The organism is Paraburkholderia phymatum (genome assembly GCF_040965635.1).
GTDB classification, from domain to species: Bacteria; Pseudomonadota; Gammaproteobacteria; order Burkholderiales; family Burkholderiaceae; genus Paraburkholderia; species Paraburkholderia phymatum_B.
The window spans coordinates 150,094-170,089 of the sequence record NZ_JBFRCH010000001.1; the positions used below are offsets into that span (position 1 = coordinate 150,094).

General features: G+C 62.8%; 19 protein-coding genes. 12 read left to right on the forward strand and 7 right to left on the reverse strand.

What is annotated here, in order from left to right; genetic code table 11:
• Positions 1–101: 101 nt before the first annotated feature.
• From AB4Y32_RS00720 to AB4Y32_RS00740, 5 genes are all read left to right on the forward strand, one after another.
• A complete protein-coding gene (locus AB4Y32_RS00720) occupies positions 102–1,079 on the forward strand; it encodes an AAA family ATPase (RefSeq protein WP_368719506.1) in 978 nt (325 codons plus the stop codon).
• Positions 1,080–1,302: 223 nt separating this feature from the next.
• Positions 1,303–1,590, forward strand: coding sequence for a DUF4148 domain-containing protein (locus tag AB4Y32_RS00725; RefSeq protein WP_368719507.1), 288 nt, complete (start codon positions 1,303–1,305; stop codon positions 1,588–1,590).
• Positions 1,591–1,882: 292 nt separating this feature from the next.
• Positions 1,883–2,989 carry an NAD(P)/FAD-dependent oxidoreductase gene (locus tag AB4Y32_RS00730; RefSeq protein WP_439899719.1) on the forward strand — a complete coding sequence of 369 codons (1,107 nt, stop codon included), beginning with the start codon at positions 1,883–1,885 and terminating at the stop codon, positions 2,987–2,989.
• A gap of 287 nt (positions 2,990–3,276) precedes the next feature.
• Positions 3,277–3,588 (forward strand): high-potential iron-sulfur protein, encoded by a 312-nt coding sequence (locus AB4Y32_RS00735; protein ID WP_087739799.1) that lies wholly within the window; start codon positions 3,277–3,279, stop codon positions 3,586–3,588.
• 273 nt (positions 3,589–3,861) lie between these two features.
• Positions 3,862–5,166, forward strand: a complete 1,305-nt coding sequence (locus tag AB4Y32_RS00740) for an MFS transporter (RefSeq protein ID WP_368719509.1) — start codon at positions 3,862–3,864, stop codon at positions 5,164–5,166.
• Positions 5,167–5,194: 28 nt separating this feature from the next.
• Here AB4Y32_RS00740 and AB4Y32_RS00745 read toward each other — a convergent pair whose 3' ends face one another.
• Positions 5,195–6,754 (reverse strand): amidase, encoded by a 1,560-nt coding sequence (locus AB4Y32_RS00745; RefSeq protein WP_368719510.1) that lies wholly within the window; start codon positions 6,752–6,754, stop codon positions 5,195–5,197.
• A 111-nt stretch (positions 6,755–6,865) separates the two neighbouring features.
• The gene (locus AB4Y32_RS00750) at positions 6,866–7,564 is read right to left on the reverse strand and encodes a dienelactone hydrolase family protein (protein ID WP_368719511.1); all 699 of its coding nucleotides are present in this window, start codon (positions 7,562–7,564) and stop codon (positions 6,866–6,868) included.
• 904 nt (positions 7,565–8,468) lie between these two features.
• Between AB4Y32_RS00750 and AB4Y32_RS00755 the strand changes: the two genes are divergently transcribed.
• Together AB4Y32_RS00755 and AB4Y32_RS00760 are read left to right on the forward strand one after the other, a co-directional pair.
• Positions 8,469–9,614: a branched-chain amino acid ABC transporter substrate-binding protein gene (locus AB4Y32_RS00755; RefSeq protein ID WP_368719512.1), complete on the forward strand. Its 1,146-nt coding sequence runs from the start codon at positions 8,469–8,471 to the stop codon at positions 9,612–9,614.
• 227 nt (positions 9,615–9,841) lie between these two features.
• A complete protein-coding gene (locus tag AB4Y32_RS00760) occupies positions 9,842–10,840 on the forward strand; it encodes a cupin-like domain-containing protein (RefSeq protein WP_368719978.1) in 999 nt (332 codons plus the stop codon).
• 376 nt (positions 10,841–11,216) lie between these two features.
• Here the strand turns inward: AB4Y32_RS00760 and AB4Y32_RS00765 are convergent, their stop codons facing one another.
• Complete coding sequence (locus tag AB4Y32_RS00765; protein ID WP_368719513.1) at positions 11,217–12,428, reverse strand: MFS transporter; 1,212 nt, start codon at positions 12,426–12,428, stop codon at positions 11,217–11,219.
• 198 nt (positions 12,429–12,626) lie between these two features.
• Here AB4Y32_RS00765 and AB4Y32_RS00770 point away from each other — a divergent pair, with 198 nt between their 5' ends.
• From AB4Y32_RS00770 to AB4Y32_RS00780, 3 genes are all read left to right on the forward strand, one after another.
• Positions 12,627–13,292, forward strand: coding sequence for a HugZ family protein (locus AB4Y32_RS00770; protein WP_368719514.1), 666 nt, complete (start codon positions 12,627–12,629; stop codon positions 13,290–13,292).
• Positions 13,293–13,647: 355 nt separating this feature from the next.
• A complete protein-coding gene (locus AB4Y32_RS00775; RefSeq protein WP_368719515.1) occupies positions 13,648–13,950 on the forward strand; it encodes an H-NS histone family protein in 303 nt (100 codons plus the stop codon).
• 246 nt (positions 13,951–14,196) lie between these two features.
• A complete protein-coding gene (locus tag AB4Y32_RS00780) occupies positions 14,197–15,399 on the forward strand; it encodes a cation diffusion facilitator family transporter (protein ID WP_368719516.1) in 1,203 nt (400 codons plus the stop codon).
• 21 nt (positions 15,400–15,420) lie between these two features.
• Here the strand turns inward: AB4Y32_RS00780 and AB4Y32_RS00785 are convergent, their stop codons facing one another.
• The 3 genes from AB4Y32_RS00785 to AB4Y32_RS00795 form a co-directional block, all read right to left on the reverse strand.
• On the reverse strand, positions 15,421–15,879 hold the full coding sequence (locus AB4Y32_RS00785; protein ID WP_012399541.1) for an Lrp/AsnC family transcriptional regulator: 459 nt from the start codon (positions 15,877–15,879) through the stop codon (positions 15,421–15,423).
• Positions 15,880–15,970: 91 nt separating this feature from the next.
• Positions 15,971–16,597, reverse strand: a complete 627-nt coding sequence (locus AB4Y32_RS00790) for an exonuclease (RefSeq protein ID WP_368719517.1) — start codon at positions 16,595–16,597, stop codon at positions 15,971–15,973.
• Positions 16,594–17,238: an MBL fold metallo-hydrolase gene (locus AB4Y32_RS00795; protein ID WP_368719518.1), complete on the reverse strand. Its 645-nt coding sequence runs from the start codon at positions 17,236–17,238 to the stop codon at positions 16,594–16,596. Before AB4Y32_RS00795 ends, AB4Y32_RS00790 begins: the two co-directional genes overlap by 4 nt.
• A gap of 646 nt (positions 17,239–17,884) precedes the next feature.
• On the opposite strand from AB4Y32_RS00795, the gene AB4Y32_RS00800 reads away from it, so the two are divergent.
• Positions 17,885–18,484: a septal ring lytic transglycosylase RlpA family protein gene (locus tag AB4Y32_RS00800; RefSeq protein ID WP_439899699.1), complete on the forward strand. Its 600-nt coding sequence runs from the start codon at positions 17,885–17,887 to the stop codon at positions 18,482–18,484.
• Between the two features lie 96 nt (positions 18,485–18,580).
• Here AB4Y32_RS00800 and rsmI read toward each other — a convergent pair whose 3' ends face one another.
• On the reverse strand, positions 18,581–19,456 hold the full coding sequence (gene rsmI / locus AB4Y32_RS00805; protein WP_368719519.1) for a 16S rRNA (cytidine(1402)-2'-O)-methyltransferase: 876 nt from the start codon (positions 19,454–19,456) through the stop codon (positions 18,581–18,583).
• On the opposite strand from rsmI, the gene AB4Y32_RS00810 reads away from it, so the two are divergent.
• Positions 19,455–19,937 (forward strand): YraN family protein, encoded by a 483-nt coding sequence (locus tag AB4Y32_RS00810; protein WP_368719520.1) that lies wholly within the window; start codon positions 19,455–19,457, stop codon positions 19,935–19,937. The two genes, rsmI and AB4Y32_RS00810, sit on opposite strands and share 2 nt — an antisense overlap.
• The last annotated feature ends 59 nt before the right edge of the window (positions 19,938–19,996 follow it).

Below are 19,996 nucleotides of genomic sequence, written 5' to 3' on the forward strand. Positions count from 1 at the left end.
GCGTGGCTGCTGGCTTGCATGGGATTGCAGCGTCGTTACACTGAAACGGGAGCGGCGTCCGGGGCGCTGCGGCTGCAAGTCCGGCACGACGGGGTGAAGCGATGACAACGGCCATGGTGAAACAGGAAATCGCGGTTGCATCGTTCAGCAAGGTCTACGACCTCGATCAGGTGGAGACGGCGCTGAACGAACTGAGCGAAGGCGCCAGCGACGCACTGCGTTCGACGTACGAGAAGATGCTGAAGGTCGGCAATCTGCGTTTTTGCGTGAAGCCGAACCGGATGCCGTCCATCGACGATCTGATCGGCGCGCTGCCCAACTTCACCGAGCCGCTCGACGATATCCGCAAGCAGGTCGCGCTGTGTCTCGAAACGGACGACCGGCTGGAGCTGATGCCGATCCTGCTGCTCGGTGATCCGGGCATCGGCAAGACGCACTTCGCGAAGCAGCTCGCGCGCATGCTCGGCACGTCGTATCACTATGTCGCGATGAGTTCGCTGACGGCGGGCTGGATTCTGTCGGGCGCGTCGTCGCAATGGAAGAACGCGAAGCCGGGCAAGGTTTTCGACGCGCTCGTGCACGGCAGCTATGCGAACCCGGTGATCGCCGTCGATGAGATCGACAAGGCCACGGGCGATTCGCAATACGATCCGCTTGGCGCGCTCTACGCATTGCTCGAACACGACACCGCGCAGACATTCATCGATGAGTTCGCGGAGATTCCGATCAACGCCGGCCATGTGATCTGGATCGCAACCGCGAACGACGAGCGCGCGATTCCCGAGCCGATCCTCAACCGGATGAACGTCTACGAGATTCCGCCGCCGGATCATGAGGGCTCGCGGCGCATCGCGCAGTCGATCTACGACGAGATCCGCTCGGCGCATGGCTGGGGGCAGCGCTTCCCTGCGGAAATGGGCGAAGAAGCGCTCGATGCGCTGGCGCAAGCGTCGCCGCGCGAAATGAGGCGAGCGATCCTGAACGGCTTCGGCTCGGCGCGCATCGCGGGCCGCGACCACATAAGCGCCGACGATATCCGCCTCGACTACAACTCGCGCCGCAAACCGATCGGTTTCTAGCGGCACCAGCGCCAGATATGCGAAAGGGCCGCGCTTGCGCGGTCTTTTTATTGTTCCAATGATGCGGCTATTCCACGCCGCGTGAAGGGCGATTCGCGTCCAATATGGATGAATCCAGCAACAGTCAATTCCATTAATCAAGGTCGGCAACGTGATAGGCGAGGACTAGACTTCGTTCATCGAAATGCGAACCGCGTTTCCAACATCACGTCAGGAACGGATCATGAAAAAGTCTTCGCTTGCAGCGCTGCTAATTTCCGCGGTGGTCTCCGTCCCGGCTTTCGCGAGCGGCTATAGCCCGGCTCCGTCGCAAACTCTGTCCACGCAGAACGGCCCGAAGACGCGCGCCGAAGTGAGGGCGGAACTGGCGCAAGCGCGCGCAAACGGCGAATTGAGTCTGAATCCGAACGCCCCCGCGTACCCGCAGCAGTTCGCTATGGGCGGCTATACCGTGCCCGTCGCGCAAGTGAATCTGCAGCATCTTTTCAAACACACAACTGCCGCGGATTGATCAACCCTGTTGTGGCGCGCGCGGAACGCCAGCCCGCGAGAGTGCGCGCGAATTCACCAAGAATGCGCGTCGTCGGCGTACACTGAGTCAAACGCGCCAGCGTTCCCACATATCGATGCCCGCAGCCGGATAAGGCTGCGGGCATTTGTGTCTGTGGCGCGCTGTGCGATTTCGCATTGTGCATGCGAAGCGTTCGACAGCGCGCGGCCACGGTTCATACGGTGCCGCACGCTTTCGATATCCAGGTGGATGACGAGACAGAACGCGGCACATCGAGCCGCGTCCAATGGACATGGATCAGATCGAATGTGTGGTGATCGGCGCTGGCGTCGTCGGTCTTGCCGTCGCGCGCGCTCTGGCTGCGCGCGGGCGTGAAGTGATCGTGCTCGAAGCGGCCGAAGCCATCGGCGTCGGCACGAGCTCGCGCAACAGCGAAGTGATACACGCGGGCATCTACTATTCGCGCGGCTCGCTCAAGGCGACGCTGTGCGTGCGCGGTCGCGAAATGCTCTACGACTACTGCGCGGAACGCGGCGTGCCGCATCAGCGCTGCGGCAAGCTGCTGGTCGCGACTGCGCGCAATCAGATTCCTCAACTCGAAAGCATCATGGCGCGCGGCAAGGAAAACGGCGTGCTCGACCTGATGCGCATCTCCGGCGAGGAAGCGCAGGAACTGGAGCCGTCGCTACGATGCGTCGAAGCGGTGTTTTCGCCGCAGACGGGCATCGTCGACAGCCATCAGCTGATGCTGGCGCTGCTCGGCGACGCCGAACGCGACGGTGCGATCTGCGCGTTCCATGCGCCCGTCGAAGCGGTCGAGGCGATCAACGGACGTTTTGTCGTGAAAGTCGGCGGCAGTTCGCCGACTACGATCGGCGCCGCGTGCGTGATCAACAGCGCCGGCCTGCATGCGAACGCGCTCGCGCGCAAGATTCGCGGACTCGACGCGCGCCACGTGCCGCCGCTCTATCTCGCGCGCGGCAATTACTTCAGCATTTCGGGCCGCGCGCCGTTTAGCCGCCTGATCTATCCGATGCCGAACGAAGCGGGGCTCGGCGTGCATCTGACGATCGATCTCGGCGGCCAGACGCGTTTCGGTCCCGACGTCGAATGGGTCGATTCGATCGGCTACGACGTCGATCCGCGTCGCGCTGAGTCGTTCTATGCGGCGATCCGCGCGTACTGGCCCGGGCTGCCCGACGAAGCACTGCAACCGGCGTATGCGGGCATTCGCCCGAAGCTGTCGGGGCCCGGTGAGCCAGCCGCCGACTTCCTGATTCAGGGCCCCGCCGCGCACGGCGTCCGTGGGCTGGTGAACCTGTTCGGCATCGAGTCGCCGGGGCTGACGGCATCGCTTGCGATCGCGCAGCGCGTATGCGAAGTGAGCGGTCGCGCGTAGCCGCGAGCGGTTCGCAAAGGGCAACGGCGGATTCGCAAAAGCCAACGGCGGGTGCGCAAATGCCAACGGTGCGAACGCGCGAGCGCCGATATGTAGCGAAGGTGACGCCGCCGTGACACGCATCGGCTCTCCATAAGCCGACCGCGCGCGATTCCGCGTTCACGCTACGAATTTGCTTATGACGGGCATTTCAAGCATCACGCGCGTCGGCTTCATTGCTATGCTTGGGGACGGCTGTCGTCAGAACGGCTCGATCAATACCCACAAGAGAACTGGAGTGAGTCCACATGAAGAATTCCCGTCGTACGTTTTTGATCACGAGCATCGGCGTTGCGTCTTCGCTCGCGCTGTCCCGCCAGGCATTCGCCGATGCGCCGAAGGTCGCCGAATCCGATCCGACCGCGCAGGCACTCGGCTACAAGGAAGACGCGACGAAGGTCGACAAGGCCAAGTACGCGAAATATGCCGCCGGCCAGGACTGCGGCAACTGCAGCTTCTTCCAGGGCAAGCCCACCGACGCCTATGCACCATGCCCGATGTTCGCCGGCAAGCAGGTGGCGAACAAGGGCTGGTGCAGCGCATATAACAAGAAGGCCTGAGCGAAGCGTCACGAAGTTCCACGGGGCGCGAGATGGGCGATGCGTCGCAGCATCGTTCGGCGCGCCTTTCCCGGCAGCCGAAGAGAGCGCCCGCCGCGCAATGCGGCGTGGCGCTCTCTTGTCTTGTGAACGCGCTTTTGCCTTATGAATGTGGTTGAAACGGGATGTCGTGCTCTTATACACTCGCAAGGCGTGCGCGCGGGGCTTCGCCGCCCCATTCGAATCAACTTCAATCCAACGCACCCGACGCCTTGACGAAGGCGGGAGACACCGATGTCGACAGCATCGAGGAGGGCATCCAGGAGCCTCAATACCCGTGCGGTCACGGCGGCCGTCATCGGTAACGCGCTCGAATGGTATGACTTCACCGTCTTCGGATTTCTCACCGTCGTCATCGCGGAACTCTTCTTTCCCACCAGCAGCGACTACTCATCGATTCTCCTGACGACCGCGAGCTTCGGCGTTGCGTTCGTCATGCGGCCAGTCGGGGGCATCGTGCTCGGTCTGTACGCGGACCGCGCGGGACGCAAGGCAGCGCTCTCGCTCGTGATTGCGCTGATGACGCTCGGCATTCTGCTGCTCGCGATCGCGCCGCCGTACTCGGCGATCGGCATCGGCGCGCCGATCGTCATCGTGATCGGCCGATTGCTGCAAGGCTTCTCCGCGGGCGGCGAGTTCGGCAGTTCGACCGCGCTGCTGATCGAAGCGGCGCCGTTCTCGAAACGCGGCTTCTATGGCGGCTGGCAGATGGCGAGCCAGGCGGCGGCACTACTGCTCGGCGCCGTCGTCGGCGCGCTGGTGACGCGCGGGTTGTCGCCGGACGCGCTCAAGTCCTGGGGCTGGCGCGTGCCGTTCATCATCGGGCTCGTGATCGGGCCAACCGGCTACTACATCCGCCGGCATCTCGCGGATTCCGAAGCATTTCTGCACGCGAAGCAGACCGCGCGCCGCGCGACGCTCCGTGAGCTTTTCGCCCACCATAGCCGCGACGTGCTATGCGGACTCGGCTCGGTGATTGCGCTCACGGTTTCGATCTACGTGCTGATCAGCTATCTGCCGACCTTCGCGGTCACGCAACTGAAGCTGCCTTACGCGGATTCGTTCACGGCAGTGATAGTCGGCAATCTGCTGCTCGTGGTGCTGTCGCCCGTGATGGGCGCCTGGTCGGACCGCATCGGGCGCAAGGGCATTTCGCTGTGGTCGCTGATCCTCACGCTGATGCTGATCTATCCGCTGCTCGTATGGCTCGAAGCGGCGCCGAGCGTATCGAAGCTGATCGTCGTGCAGGGGATCCTGTCAATCACGCTTTCCGGCTACTACGGCCCGTTTGGCGCGCTGATGGCTGAACTCTTTCCCGCGAACGTGCGCTCGACCGGCCTTTCGCTCGCGTACAACTTCACAGTGATGCTGTTCGGCGGCTTCGGCCAGTTCATCGTCACGTGGCTCATCAAGACGACGGGTTCTCCGCTCGCGCCGACGTACTACGTGATGTGCGGGCTCGCGCTGTCGATCGTCGCCGTCGCGTGCGTGCCCGCCCAGCGTCACGCCGATCTCGACGCGATGCGCAAGCCCGCCTGAGCGTTTTCGCCGTGCTCTTCGCGACGGCCTAGATTCGCGCGGGCATCAGCGGCGGCCGCCTGTCGAACCACGGACGCGCCGTCTCCAGTTGAGCCGCGAGCCGCAGCAACGTCGCTTCGCCGCCTTCGCGCGTCGCGAACTGCACGCCGATCGGCAGGCCGCGCGCATTCCAGTAGAGCGGCACGGACATCGCCGGCTGGCCCGTCAGATTGAAGAGCTCCGTGCAGCCCGCCCACGCGAACGCCTTGTTCGAGACATCCGTCAGCAGCTTGCGCATCAGCGGTTCGACGGGGACGGTCGTGATCGCGCGCATCTGCATTTTCTCGGCGGCAGTCGGCTGCATCTCGCCGATCTTGATCGGTGCGGATGCAAGCGTCGCGCATAGGATCACGTCGTAACGCGTCATCAGATCGGCGAGTCTCGCGCTGACGCTGCGTTGCACCTCGAGCGCCTCGGGCAGCTCGCGCTCGCCGAGCTTGCGGCCGATGTGGCCCATCGTCCACGTCGCGATTTCGAATTCGTCGCGGTTCGGCTTGCGGCCCGTGATCTGATCGGCCTTTAGCACGAGATTCTGGGCGCTGATCGACCAGATCATCAGAAACGCTTCGCGAAGACTCGCGAAGTCGATGCCGAGCGAAACGGGCGCGATGCGATGGCCCAGCGACGCCGCGAGCTGCGCGGCATCGTCGAGCGCGGCGCGGGCGTCGGCGGACAGCGCGGGCGCGAACATCGGGTCCGTCACGAATGCGATGTGCAGCGGCTTGCACGGTTCGCGCGTCGCGGCGAGGAAAGTGCCGGGCGCGCCCATTGGGCGCTGCGCGTTGCCGGAGGTGAGGTCGAGCAGCAACGCGCTGTCACGCACGCTGCGCGAGACGGCGTGATCGATGCCGAGGTCGCCGGGCGCTGGCACGGCATTCGTCGGCTGGCGTCCGCGCGACGGCTTGAGCCCGAAGAGGCCGCAGCACGAAGCGGGAATGCGGATCGAACCGCCGCCATCCGACGCGTGCGCGAGCGGCACGATGCCCGCCGCGACGGCCGCGGCCGAACCGCCGCTCGAACCGCCCGGCGTGTGATCGAGATTCCACGGATTGCGGCACGGGCCGAAAAGTTCGGGCTCCGTAAAAGGCATCTGGCCCATCTCCGAGGTGCTCGTCTTGCCGAAGATGTTGAGGCCGGCGGCGCGGGTCAGCGTGACGAGCGGGGCGTCTTCGGTGGGAACGTAGTGCCGGTAGTGGCGGCTGCCCATCGACATGCGCAGCCCTTTGACGGGCAGCCCCAGATCCTTGATCAGATACGGCACGCCTGCAAGCGGGCCGTTGCAGAGCGCGTCGGCGCCCGGCGCGTCGGCGCCCGGCGCGTCGGCGCCCGGCGCGTCGGTGCCCGACGCAAACGCGCCTCCGTTCACGCGCTCGCGCGACGCGCGCTGACGGGCGGCGTCGTAATCCTTCAGAACGATCGCGTTGATTGCGGGATTGGCGGCCTCGGCGCGCGCGATCGCCGTTTCGAGCAGCTCGCGCGCGCTCACCTTGCGTTTGCGCACGAGATCGGCGAGGCCGATCGCATCATGATCGAGATAATCGGCTTGCACGACGAAGACCCCCGCCCGGATTGGCATGTTGTTGACGACACGCGCGGGCTGCCGGTGACGTGACGCACAGAGGTCAGGCGCGACGCAGCCACGTCACGCCTCTAGCGTAACTTACGCGTGGGTGGCGAGGAAAGTCAGCGTGCGGCCGTGCGCGAGCGCTGCCGAGTGCTGGTGATAGCTCGCGCGCTCGGTGCAGTTGAAGCCGTGATCGGCGTTCGGGTAGATGTACAGCTCGGCGTCGTCGCGGCCCGCGAAGCGCTCCTTCACTTCGCCGACTGCCGACAGCGGAATGCCGTGGTCCAGCTCGCCGTAGTGGAACTGCATCGGCACCTTGATCTGCGGCGCCTTGTCCAGCTGATTCTGGATGCCGCCGCCGTAGTACGACACAGCGATATCGAGCGTACCTTCCGCTGCTGCCAGATAAGCGAGACGTCCGCCGAAGCAGTAGCCGATGCCCGCAACCTTGCCCGTCACTTCGGGCATCGCGCGCAGCGCAGCCGCTGTTGCGCCGATGTCCGCGACAGCGAGTTCGACGTTGGTCTTTTGCAGGATCTCGATGCCCTTGTCGCGGTCCGCGCCCACGTACCCGAGTTCGACGCGCGGCTGCGTGCGCCAGAAAATGTCCGGTGCGATCGCGATATAGCCGTCCTGCGCATATTGATCGACGACGTCGCGAATGTGGCCGTTCACGCCGAAGATCTCCTGAATGATGATGACGGCCGGACCCTTGCCGCTTTTCGGCGTCGACATGTAGGCGCCAAACGAATCATTGCCGGTCGGAATGTCGATCCATCGGGAAGTCACGCTCACGTTTTTTCTCCTTGCATAAACGGGATGCCACGGTCGGGGCCGCTGCTGTCGGACTGTGCTGCGGGCAGACAATCGTTTGCGCGCGCCTGGCCCGCGGCGGGCGCTCAGTGTGCCATCAAAGGAAGGCAGCTGCAGCGGGCGCTCCCGCGCGCTGACGGTTGACTGGACGCGCTTCGCCGACGGCGCCGCTCCCGTAAGCGGATTGAAACGATTGCGATGGTTCGCCCGTCCTGCTGCGCAGGCTTCGCAAGCGTCGACGCATCAGTTGCGCACGTGTCCACGCACTCGTCTGAGGAACGCGATCCTGAATGAGCCGATTCGACGCAAGCGCTGAGAAAGCGTGTGTCCGGTGATACTGATCGGGGCGCTCTACCGGGAGTTTCGTGTGAGAGCCATGGGCACGCGCGCGCGTCAAACACAGAAGGTAGCGCTTGCACCTACTCCTATATATGCGATTGGCTAATCAGAAAAAACGAGAATGTTCTCAGGGCTTCTTTATCACGTTTGCGTTCACGCGTTATGACGGGATCGGCGCATATCCGGCGCATTAACGGACGATGCCGGCAAAGCTTGAGGCCCACGTTATAGAAGAAAGCCTCGTGTTCCCGAGAGCCCCGCGGATTGGCGCTTCCGGAACAGCGTTGTGGCCCGATTCACGACTAAATGGGACAAACGCTATTGGTAGTGTTCCCACTTACTCAAAAAAACCCCACAAATTAATTTGATGGCCTACACTTGCGCGCAAGCGCGGGGCGCCACCTGCCACAAACAGGCTGGAACGCGTGCTTGCCAAGTGCATGAACGATGCATCCGGCGGAGTCGTCCACGGGATTTGAGCGACACGTGAAGGAAGCGGGGCACAAGGGCGATTACGTTGTTTTTGGGACCGAAATCGGAGACTTACATGAACATCAAAATTCAAAAGCTGTTGCCGATCAGCGCTGCGGCGATGCTGTTTGCAACGTTGGCGACGACGGCTTCGGCCGACACCGTTGTCAAGATCGGCCATGTTGCACCCTTGACTGGGGGCATCGCTCACCTGGGCAAGGACAACGAGAATGGCGCACGTCTCGCAGTCGAGGAAATCAACGCGAAGGGCCTGACGGTCGGCGGCCAGAAGGTCACGCTTCAACTGGACGCACAGGACGACGCAGCCGACCCGCGTACGGCTACGCAGGTCGCGCAGAAGCTGGTCGACGACAAGGTTGTCGCCGTCGTCGGCCACCTGAACTCGGGCACGTCGATTCCGGCTTCGAAGATCTACAGCGATGCAGGCATCGTCCAGATCTCGCCGTCGGCAACGAACCCGGCATACACGCAACAGGGCTTCAAGACGACGTACCGCGTCGTGGCGACCGACGCGCAGCAAGGTCCGGCACTGGCTAACTACGCAGGCAAGGTGCTGAAGGTGAAGAGCGTCGCGATCGTCGACGACTCGACGGCTTACGGCCAGGGTCTCGCAAATGAATTCGAGAAGACGGCCAAGTCGCTGGGTCTGAACGTGCTGTCGCACGACGCGACGAACGACAAGGCTGTCGACTTCCGCGCCATTCTGACGAAGATCAAGGGCGAAAACCCGGACGCGATCATGTACGGCGGCATGGACGCAACGGGCGGCCCGTTCGCGAAGCAGGCGAAGCAGCTCGGCCTGCGCGCGAAGGTGCTGGCTGGCGACGGCGTGTGTACCGACAAGCTGTCTGACCTGGCAGGCGACGCAACCGACAATATCGTCTGCTCGGAAGCTGGCATGGCACTCGAGAAGATGGAAGGCGGCGCGGCGTTCCAGGCGAAGTATCAGAAGCGCTTCGGCCAGCCGATCCAGATCTACGCTCCGTTCACGTATGACGCTGTGTACATCATCGTCGACGCAATGAAGCGTTCGAACTCGACCGATCCGTCGAAGATCCTCGCAGCGATGCCGAACACCGACTACAAGGGTGTGATCGGCGAAACCACGTTCGACTCGAAGGGCGACCTGAAGCATGGCGTGATCTCGCTGTACAACTACAAGGCAGGCAAGAAGACGCTGCTCGACGTCGTCAAGATGTAAGAGCGGTTGTCGCGGACGGATGAGCGGCTCGCCGCTTTCCGTCTGACGCAAGCCGGCCGGAAGGCGCCAGGAAGGCACGCGGGTTTCGACCCGCGTGCCTTTTGTTTTTCATGCGAGTCGGGCTTGCTTCGCGGGCGCACGCCTTGCGCATCGCTTTGCACGTTCGTACGCAATGCCGGAGATATTGTCGGACGGGACATCAACGTTTGAGGGCTGTCGTGACACGTCTGATCGATGACGAATGGCGTCGCTGGATCGCCGAAAATCTGTTGCTCGACGCAGCGCCCGAAACCGTGCATGCCTTGCTCGTTCAACACGGGTTCGAGCACGATAACGCAATATGCGAAATCGATAGCACGCTGAAAAGCCCTTATTTTCAAGCCGGTTCGCGCTTGCGCAATCGTTTGCGCAAGCGCGAATGGATGCTTTCCGTGTACGGCGACCTGAATCGCTTGCGCGCCGGAGCGGATTCCATCGAACGATGCGCGCGTCTGCCGCGCGATGCGTTTTACGAGCAGTTCTATTTCCAGAACCGGCCTGTGATCATTACGGCCATGTTCGATTCGTGGCCCGCGCGCGAGCGATGGAATTTCGACTACTTTCGCGCGCGCTGCGGTGACGCGGTAGTCGAGGTGCAGTTTGGGCGCAATGCGGACGCCGACTATGAGATCAACCAGCCCGCGTTGAAGCGCACAATGCGTTTTCGCGACTACGTCGATCTCGTCGAGCAGAGCGGCGTGACGAACGACTTCTATATGACGGCGAACAACGCGTCGCGCAACCGTGAGGCGCTCGCGGCGTTATGGACCGATGTGCTACCGGTTCGCGAGTATCTGGATGCGAGCGCCGCCGACGCGGGCTTTTTCTGGTTTGGACCGGCCGGCACGAAGACCCCTTTCCATCACGATCTGACCAACAACATGATGGCGCAGGTGGTCGGACGCAAGCGCGTGCTGCTGGTGCCGTTCACCGATACCGCGCACATGTACAACCATCTGCATTGCTATTCGCAGATCGACGGCGGCGCGATCGACGTCGAGCGCTTTCCTTCCGTCCAGCAGGTGCGAATGATCGAGTGCACGCTCGAACCGGGCGAACTGCTGTTTCTGCCGATCGGCTGGTGGCATTACGTCGAAGCGCTCGACGCGTCGGTGACGATGACCTACACGAATTTTCTCGAACGCAACGACTTCGGGCAGACGTACAGCACGTTTCAAGAACTGTGACTGATCGAGACGGAGCGGCGCTCGCTCATCGCGCCAGGCAACGATGCGGCGATAAATACGGCGGACCGCTGTCGCCGTCCGCCGTCCTCCCTGACGCGCCGATTGCCGTCGTTATTTGTTCGGGTGAGGCGATGAGCATGTCAGCGTCGCGCATCGTCTGATGTTTGAGCAAACCTATGCCATTGCGCACACGGCGCTTGCCATCGCTTGGCATCGTCTGGAACCCTAACAAAATCAATGGGTTCAGTGCGAAGGGCGGAATGCGTGCAGATTTGCCGGGAGGTGGCGCAAGGTGAAACGTCGCGCGCATCGCGTAGTACGTTACGTAACGTCGCGCCGCACGACGCGCCAGCGAGCCCAACGCGAGCGGAGGCGCTCAGATGCCGAGCCAGCGCAACACCTTCGGCCCGATGAACGCGACGAGCGCCGCGCACAGCGCGACGACGGACAGGCCGATCGGCAGATTCGTCACCTGCGCGACGCCGCCGATGATCACCGGCCCGAGCAGCAGGCCGAAGTACGCGAGGCCCGCCACATGCGCGAGGCCTTCGGCGGCGTGAATGCCTTTCACGCGCGCGGCTGCCGCGAACAGCACCGGCATCATGTTGGCGAGCCCGAGGCCCATCATCGTGAAGCCCGTCAGCGCGGCGACAGCATTCGGCAGGAGCAGCGCGCCGATCATGCCCGCGCACGCAAGCGACGCGCTCGCGGCGGTCAGCTGCGGCGCGCCGAAACGCGCGCGCACGGCGTCGCCGGCGAAACGTGCGGCCGCCATTCCGCCGGAGAAGGCCGCATAGGCCGCGCTGGCGACAGCGGGCGTCGATGCAACGACGTCGCGCATATAGACGGTCGCCCAGTCGTACATCGCGCCTTCGGCGATCAGCGCGATCAGCGCGATTGCGCCGAGCGCCCACAGCGCCGGCGAGCGCCAGCGGTTCGCGCGCGGCGTGAGCGCATCCGGATGCTCGGCGTGCGGCACATGCGGCAACACGGCAGGACACGCGGCGACGAGCACGCCCGCGCTGACGAGCGATGCGAGCAGCAGATGCAGCGCGGGCGCCATGCCGTGCGCGAGCGCCGTGCCGCCGACAGCCGCGCCCGCCATCCCGCCGGCGCTGAACATCCCGTGCAGCGACGACATGATCGGCCGGCCTAGCGCCTCTTCGACCGCGCTCGCCTCGGCGTTCATCGCGACGTCGAGTGTCGCCATGCCCGCGCCGAAGATCGCGAGCACGACGAGCAGCATCCAGTACCACGGGACAACGAGGATCAACGCGCCGCAAGCCGACATCGCGAGCCCGCCCGCGAGACACGCGCGGCGCGTGCCGACGCGCGCAATCCATGGCGCATTCGTCACCATCGCGCCGATCGAGCCGCCCGCGACCGCGAAAAGCGCGAGTGACAGCATCGCGGGATTCAGATGGAAACGGTCGCGCACCGTCGGCACATGAACGCCCCATGACGCATACATCATCCCCGCGATGAAAAAGAGCGCCATCGTTGCGTAGCGGGCGCGGTTGCGCGCGCCGACGGGCAGATTGCGGTGCGCGGCGGGCAGCGAGGCGGAATCGGACGGACGATCGGACACGGAGATCTCGGTGAAAGGGACGACAGCAGGAGGGAAAGCGCGCTGAAAGCGATTTTGGATTCTAGCGAAGCATCCCGCGTCGTGCCGGCAAGCCCTTGAACTAATATTGACTTTCCACGCGCGGCGCGTCTGCATCGCATCGGCTCATCCATTGGATTCTTCGCCCGCCGCCGCATCCACTCCACCGAGGGCGCGCACTTGAACATCCCTGCTCACGCACCGTTGCATCTGCTGCATCGGGCTTCGATTGGCACGCTCGCGACGCACGCGCGTCAGCCGCAAGGCTTTCCGTATCCGACCGTGCTGCCGTTTGCGCCCGACGCGTGCCACCGCCCGACCATCCTCGTGAGCCGGCTTGCCGAACACACGCGCAATCTGCATTCCGACCCGCGCGCCGGTTTCCTGATCGTCCATGCGCCGGACGGCGATGTGCTCAACGGCCAGCGGATCACGCTGATCGGCACGTTCGAGCACGTCGAGCCGTCGCCGCCCGTGATCCACCGCTACCTCCGCTATCACCCGGACGCCGGGCGCTATCTCGTGCTGGGCGATTTCTCGTTCTGGGTGATGTCGGTCGAACGCATGCGCTACATCGGCGGCTTTGGCGCGATGGGTTGGCTGACTGCGGATGAACTCGATCCGCTCGGCCCGGTGTCGTTCGACGAAGAAGAGAGGCTGGTCGAATTCTTCGAGCGTCATCCGCGCCGGCCGCCGCATGTGCGATTGGAGGGAGTGGACCGCTACGGCGTCGACCTCGAACTGACAGGCGCACGCAGCCGTGTTCCGTTCGAGACGCCTGCACCCGATGAAAATACCCTGCGCGCGTCATTGGAGGATTGCATCGAACAGATGACGGGGTCGTGAATCCCGTTCGATCGCAGCCTTTAACGTCACTGTAAAAGATGATTTTGCATTTCATGGTGCAAGTTCGCACGGCATGAAATGTTCCAGAGTAAATTAACTCTTGTTTTTCATCTTTTGCCAGTTAATTGGAGCCTTATTACCAGGCCAGGTTTTTCAGGGAAAGAGTAATAGAGCGATGCGGCTTGACAATTGTGACGGTGGTGAAAGTTTATGAAATTGAGATTAATTAATTTCGCTTGGAGTCTTTTCTCCGGTTTCTATTTTGTGTTAATCTCGCCAGCAAAATCCGAGGCATGATCACTTTCCGGACTAATCGGCACAGACCGTCGTCCATTTATCGAACCACAAGGGAACTATGTCCTCCTACAGGGAACTACTCGCGCAGCGCGAAAAGCTCGAGAAGCAGATCGAAGAGGCGAAAGCGCGCGAATATGCGGAAGTGCTAAACGAAATCAAGCAGAAAATGGCTGATTACGGCATTACTTTGGCTGAACTCGGCGGTAGCCGTGCAAAGGCGGCGAAGGCGGCGTCGCGTCCGCGCGCTGGAGTTGCGCCGAAATATCGCGATCCCGCCAGTGGAAGCACATGGTCGGGCCGTGGTAAGCCGCCGCGCTGGATCGCAGGTCAGGATCGCGAAAAATTTCTCATCGAGAAATAATATGACTTAATGCTCCTCTCGCGAGCTATGCATTAAACAAAACCGCAGCGCTTTTCGGGTTGCGGTTTTTTATTGGCCTATGATTACCCGACTGCGCTATTGAACTTCATACGCAACGCGCCGGCGCACAATGAGAATGCTTCGCGTTTTGATAAGCACATGATTTGAAAGATGTTTTTTCTTCGTTTAACGGCGGCTTCACCAAGCAGCGGGTAGAATTAAACTATACAACCTGCTTTCTTTCACATGCCTTCCAACGTGGCCGAGCAATCGGCGGAAAAACAGCGCGTCGCACGCAAAAGCACTTACGTCAGCATCGGACTCAATATGGTGTTGATGTCGGTACAGATCGTCGTGGGCGTAATTGCGCATTCCCAGGCACTCGTCGCGGACGGCGTGCATTCGCTTGCCGATCTTATTTCGGATTTTGTCGTATTGATCGCCAATCGACATAGCGGCGCCGAACCGGACGCCGATCACAATTACGGACATAGCCGCTACGAAACGGTTGCTTCGCTTTTTCTAGGCGGATTGCTGATCTCGGTCGGCGTCGGCATGTTGTGGCGCGCGGGCACGCGGCTCACCGATCTCCAACACATCCCGGCCGTGCATATGAGTGCGCTGGCCGTGGCCGTGGTCGTGCTGCTGTCGAAGGAAGGGCTCTTTCGCTACATGCTGCATGAGGCGCAGCGCGTGCGTTCCGCGATGCTGATTGCGAACGCGTGGCATGCGCGGTCGGACGCGGCGTCGTCGCTGGTGGTTGCGCTCGGCATTCTCGGGAGCCTTGCCGGCGTGAGACTGCTCGATCCCATCGCCGCGGCCATCGTCGGCTTCATGGTCGCGCGCATGGGTTGGACGTTCGGCTGGGACGCGCTACAGGATCTGTCTGATCGCGCGCTCGACGAATCGGCCACGGCCGATCTGCGCACGCGGCTGATGTCGACGCCCGGCGTGCGCGACGTGCACGAGTTGCGTACGCGCAAGATGGGCGACTTCGCGCTCGTCGACGCGCACATTCTCGTCGATCCGATGATCTCGGTTTCCGAAGGCCACTACATCGCGGAAACGGCGCGCTCGCGCGTGCTGGCCGACAGCCGCGTGCTCGACGCGCTGATTCACGTGGACCCGGAAAATGATGCGATCGCGCGGCCGCCCGTCAATTTGCCGCCGCGTGCGAAGATCGCCGCTGAAGTCGAATCGGCGCTCGCCGCGCAAGGGCTCACGGCGGCCACGGTGAACTTGCACTATCTCAGCACGGGGCTCGACGTCGAGGTCACGCTGCAGCCGTCGAGGCTCGGCGCGCTCGAAAGCGAAGCGCAGCAACTTGCGCGGGTCGATCTCGATGCGCTCAAGCGCAAGCTGGGCGCGCGCAAGCTGAACGTCACGCACGCGGTCGATGTATCGACGGCCGGCGAGGAACTCGCGCGCGAGCCGCGCGGCGATGCGTGAGCCGTCGCCTGCGCGGCGGCTTCAGAGCGGCAACTGCGTATCGAACTTGATCTCGCGCAGCACGACGCTCGTGCGCACCTGTGCGACGGCGGGAATCTTGAAGATGCGGTCGTGAAGGAAGGTGTCGTACGCCTTGATGTCGGGCGCGACGATCTTCAGGATGTAATCCGATTCGCCTGTCGTGCTATAGCACTCGGTCACTTCCGGGCAGGTGGCGATTTCCCGCTCGAACTGTTCGACGCCGCCTTCCGTGTGACGCGTGAGGTGGATATGCGCAAGCGCGCAGACATGGAGACCGAGTTTTTCGCGGTCGAGCAGCGCTGTGTAGCGCTGGATGATGCCCGATTGCTCCATGTCCTTGATGCGGCGCCAGCATGGTGTGCTGGAGAGCCCGACCTGATCGGATATTTCCTGCACCGAACGGCGCGCGTCGAGCTGCAAAAGACGCAGGATCTTTTGAGAGAACGTATCGAGTGTCAACTGCGCCTCCGTTTTCGCGTCGCCTTTTCGTCAATGTTAGAGGCACGGAAAACGAAACGCAACCGAAGCTGCCCTTGGTGAGGGAGATTACCTAATTTCGCGCCGGGTCGTTGGCGTTTTCTGCTGAGTCGTCCCCTTCAGCATCGGACAAGATCAAGCTCTGACGCGCCCGCAGGTCGGCGAGCATATTGCAAAAGAGCGCGCCTTGCTCGATGGCGTCGTCGAGCGCTACGTGCGTGTGCGGATGATCGTCGAACCAGTGCTTCGGAAAACGCGGCTTGATGCACTTGCGATACGGCAGCCCCGTCATCGCGAACGCGAGCGTCTTGATGTCGAGCGCGGACCACGAGAACGGGCAGCGGCCGGCAAAACGCATCATGTACCAGAACATGAACGTGAAATCGAAGCCCGCCGGCATCGCCACGAACACCTGCTTGCCCGGCAACGCCTCGACCCACTCGACATACGCGACGAGCGCGGCCTCCGGCTGCTGCAAGTCCTTGCGGCACGCGGCCCACGCTTCGGGCTGCGTCTTCCACCATGCTTCCTGTACGGGATGCGGCGCCGCGCCTTCGAGCAATTCGAGATTCGCCGAGAACGTGCCGATCAGCTGCTTGTCCGCCGTATAAGCCGCCGATGCGAAGCTCAGCATCGAATGCGGGCCGGGAATCGGGCCGTCCGCTTCGACGTCGGTGCTCACATAGATTTCCGCAGTCATGCGCCCACTCCGTCCGCGACGTACGGATTCGTGCGCCGCTCGTCACCGAATGTCGATGTCGGACCGTGGCCCGGGACGAAGGTGACGTCGTCGCCGAGAGGCCAGAGCTTTTCGCGGATCGAGCGGATCAGATCACCGTGATTTCCGCGCGGAAAGTCCGTGCGTCCGATCGAGCCCGCGAACAGCACGTCGCCGACCAGCGCGAGACGATGCGCGCGGCTGAAGAAGATCACGTGCCCTGGCGTGTGGCCAGGGCAGTGATAGACCTCGAGCGTTTCGTTGCCGAACGTCACCGTGTCGTTGTCGTCGAGCCAGCGGTCCGGCTCGAACGCATCTGCAGCGGGAAAGCCGAAGCGCGTGCTTTGTTCGGGCAGCTTGTCGAGCCAGAAACGCTCGTCGACATGCGGACCTTCGACCGGCACGCCGTAATGCGCGGCGAGCGTCTTCGCGCCGGCGCAATGATCGATGTGGCCGTGCGTCAGCAGCACCTTTTCGACCGACACTTTCTGGCGCTCCACCTCGCCCTTGATGATATCGAGATCGCCGCCCGGATCGACGACGGTCGCGCGCCCGGTCTGCTCGCAGACGAGCAGCGAACTGTTCTGCTGGAACGGCGTGACGGGGATCAGGGTGACTTTCATGAGTGGCGGCGCGGTGCGTGAAAAGCTCGATTGTACCGACCGTCGCGGGACGTGCCATTGGCCGGAAAGCCGAGTGGCGAATGCCCATTTTTACAGTAATAGTGAGAATTCATCGACGAAATCAACAGGTAGGGAACGCGGAATTGGGTTTTTGCTATAATGCGCGTATCGAGCGTGGGAGACCGCGCTGTCTTACGGGTGAGCAGCTGCCGTTTCGTCATATGAAACGGGAATGAACGGTGCTGATTCACCATCAAGCAAGTGCTGTCGGGTGTATCCGATGGCAAATCCAGCATCGATCGCTTTTATCGATGCGCACGTCCTGTCCAGCCAGGTGCCACGCGCCTGCTACGGCCTCGCTGCCGTAACGCCGGATGGGGCCTACGCCGCCTTCCTGAGCGCTGTGTGTTTCCGGCGCTGAGCGTGTGAACGTTCGATGGCGGCTTGTGGGGTCTGGCGAATCTGCGGGGACAGGTTGCGTCAGACGTGAAAACTAACCGTGCGGTTGCGGCTGAATGTGCCGCGTCCGGGCTTTTGTCGTTCTGCGCCAGCGTTGCGCAGCGCGCGCTGGACCCTTGCCGCCGGAGTCGCAAGCAAACACGCAGCCATTCGCGTGATGCGGCTCGCATTTGTATCAATTCGTATTATGAAAACTCGGCTACCCCGACGCGTTGGGAGCGTTTTTGCCTTTTTGGCACTGGCCGGCTGTGCGGTGCCTCCGGGCGCGAACACCCAGGCCAGCGGTGTCTCCGCGGCAACGAAGGACGCGCAAGCTGCGCTCGCGCCGCTGTCGTATGGTTCAGGTTTGAAAGAACTGCCGGATGCGGCAGGTCAGAAGGGCAAGCTCGCGGACGCTGAGCCGCTGACGGACGGTCCCAATATCGCCGACTTCCATCAACTGGGTCGCGCGTCCTGGTACGGCCGCGGCTTCCACGGACGCAAGACGGCGAACGGCGAGCGCTTCGACATGCACGCGCTGACAGCGGCTCATCGCACGCTGCCGCTCGGCTCGTATGTGCGCGTGACCAACCCGGCGACCAACGACGCCGTCGTCGTGCGGATCAACGACCGCGGCCCGTATGCGCGTGGCCGGGTGATCGATCTGTCGTATGCGGCCGCGAAAGTCCTGCACCTTGCTCGCATCGGTACGGCGCGCGTGAAGATCGAAGGACTGACGCAGCGCGAGGCGAAGGCCGAGATGAACCAGATCCTGGCTTCGAACCAGAGCGATTCGACCGACAAATAAGTTCGTTTCGTCATTGCCAGAATGGCTGCGGAGACGCGATCTTCGCGAAGAGAAGGGCTGCAAAAAGGGCTGCGGTATTGCAGCCCTTTTTTGCTTTCAGTCGTCCTTTTTCAGCGCGAGCGCGCGCGTGTACAACGTGTTGCGCGATGAGCCCGTGAGTGCTGCCGCAATCCTCGCCGCGCTGCTCACCGACAACTCCTCCAGCAACAAACCCAGCAGCGCGTCGTGATCGTGCTCGTCTTCGGCATCGACGCGCGCGCCTTCTACGACCAGCACGAATTCTCCACGCTGCCGGTTCGCATCTTCTTCGAGCCACTTAGGCCCTTCGGCCAGGGTGCAGCGATGCAATCCCTCATGTAACTTTGTCAACTCGCGGCCAATCAACAGACGCCGTTCGCCGCCAAAGGCATCAGCGAGCGCCTGCACCGTTTCGACGATGCGATGTGGCGCTTCGTAGAACACCATCGCGTGCGGATGCTTCGCGAGCGGCGCGAGCGCGGCAGCTCGTTGTTTGGCTTTGGTCGGCAGGAAGCCGAGAAACGTGAACGTCGAGACCCAGTCGCCTGCCACGCTGAGTGCGGTCGCGAGCGCGCTTGCGCCGGGCAGCGGCACGACGGCGAAACCGGCTTCGCGTACGGCATCGACGAGTTTTGCGCCCGGATCGGAAATGCCGGGCGTGCCCGCATCGGAGACATACGCGATGCGCTCGCCTGCCCGCAGATACTCGACGATGCGCTGCGCGGCCTCGCGTTCGTTGTGCTGATGCACGGCGACGAGCGGCTTCGCGATGCCGTAGCGCGACAGCAGTTGTCCTGTGTTGCGCGTGTCCTCGGCGGCGATACGATCGACGAGACCGAGAACGTGCAGCGCGCGCAACGTGATGTCGGCGATGTTGCCGATCGGCGTCGCCACGACATAGAGCGCGGAAGCGGGATAGTGCTGCCCTTGCGCGAGTTCGGAAAGAGGAGTCATGACACGAAAGACGCAGACACACGAAACAAGGCCGACATTGTGCCACGCAGCCGCGCGTGCACAAGGGCACACGCGTGATGGCGGGAGCCGCGCGAACAACTTTTCCGATGGCGCCCGGTCCAAAACCGTCGGAGCAGCATTCGAAACGCGCGCGATGACATTCCTTCAGCGGCAGCGCTTGCGATTCGTCGCGCGCAATGTCGTTTGCCGTGGCGGCGAAATCGATCTCGTGATGAAGGAGCCGGACGGCGCGCTGGTGTTCGTCGAGGTGCGGGCGCGCGCGCAAAGCCGATACGGCGGCGCGGCGGCGAGCGTCGCGTGGCGCAAGCAGCAACGCATCGTGCGCGCAGCGCAGCACTTTTTGTCCGCGCACGATGGCGCGATGCCCGCGTGCCGCTTCGATGTAATTGCGTTCGAGCGCGGACGTCTGCTATGGCTGCGCGATGCTTTTCGCGCGGACGACTGCGCTGGCGACTGTTGAGGCGCCGGATTCGCAGTGTGAGTACGATAAACTTGCGGACGCGCACGGGGCGGCGCGCT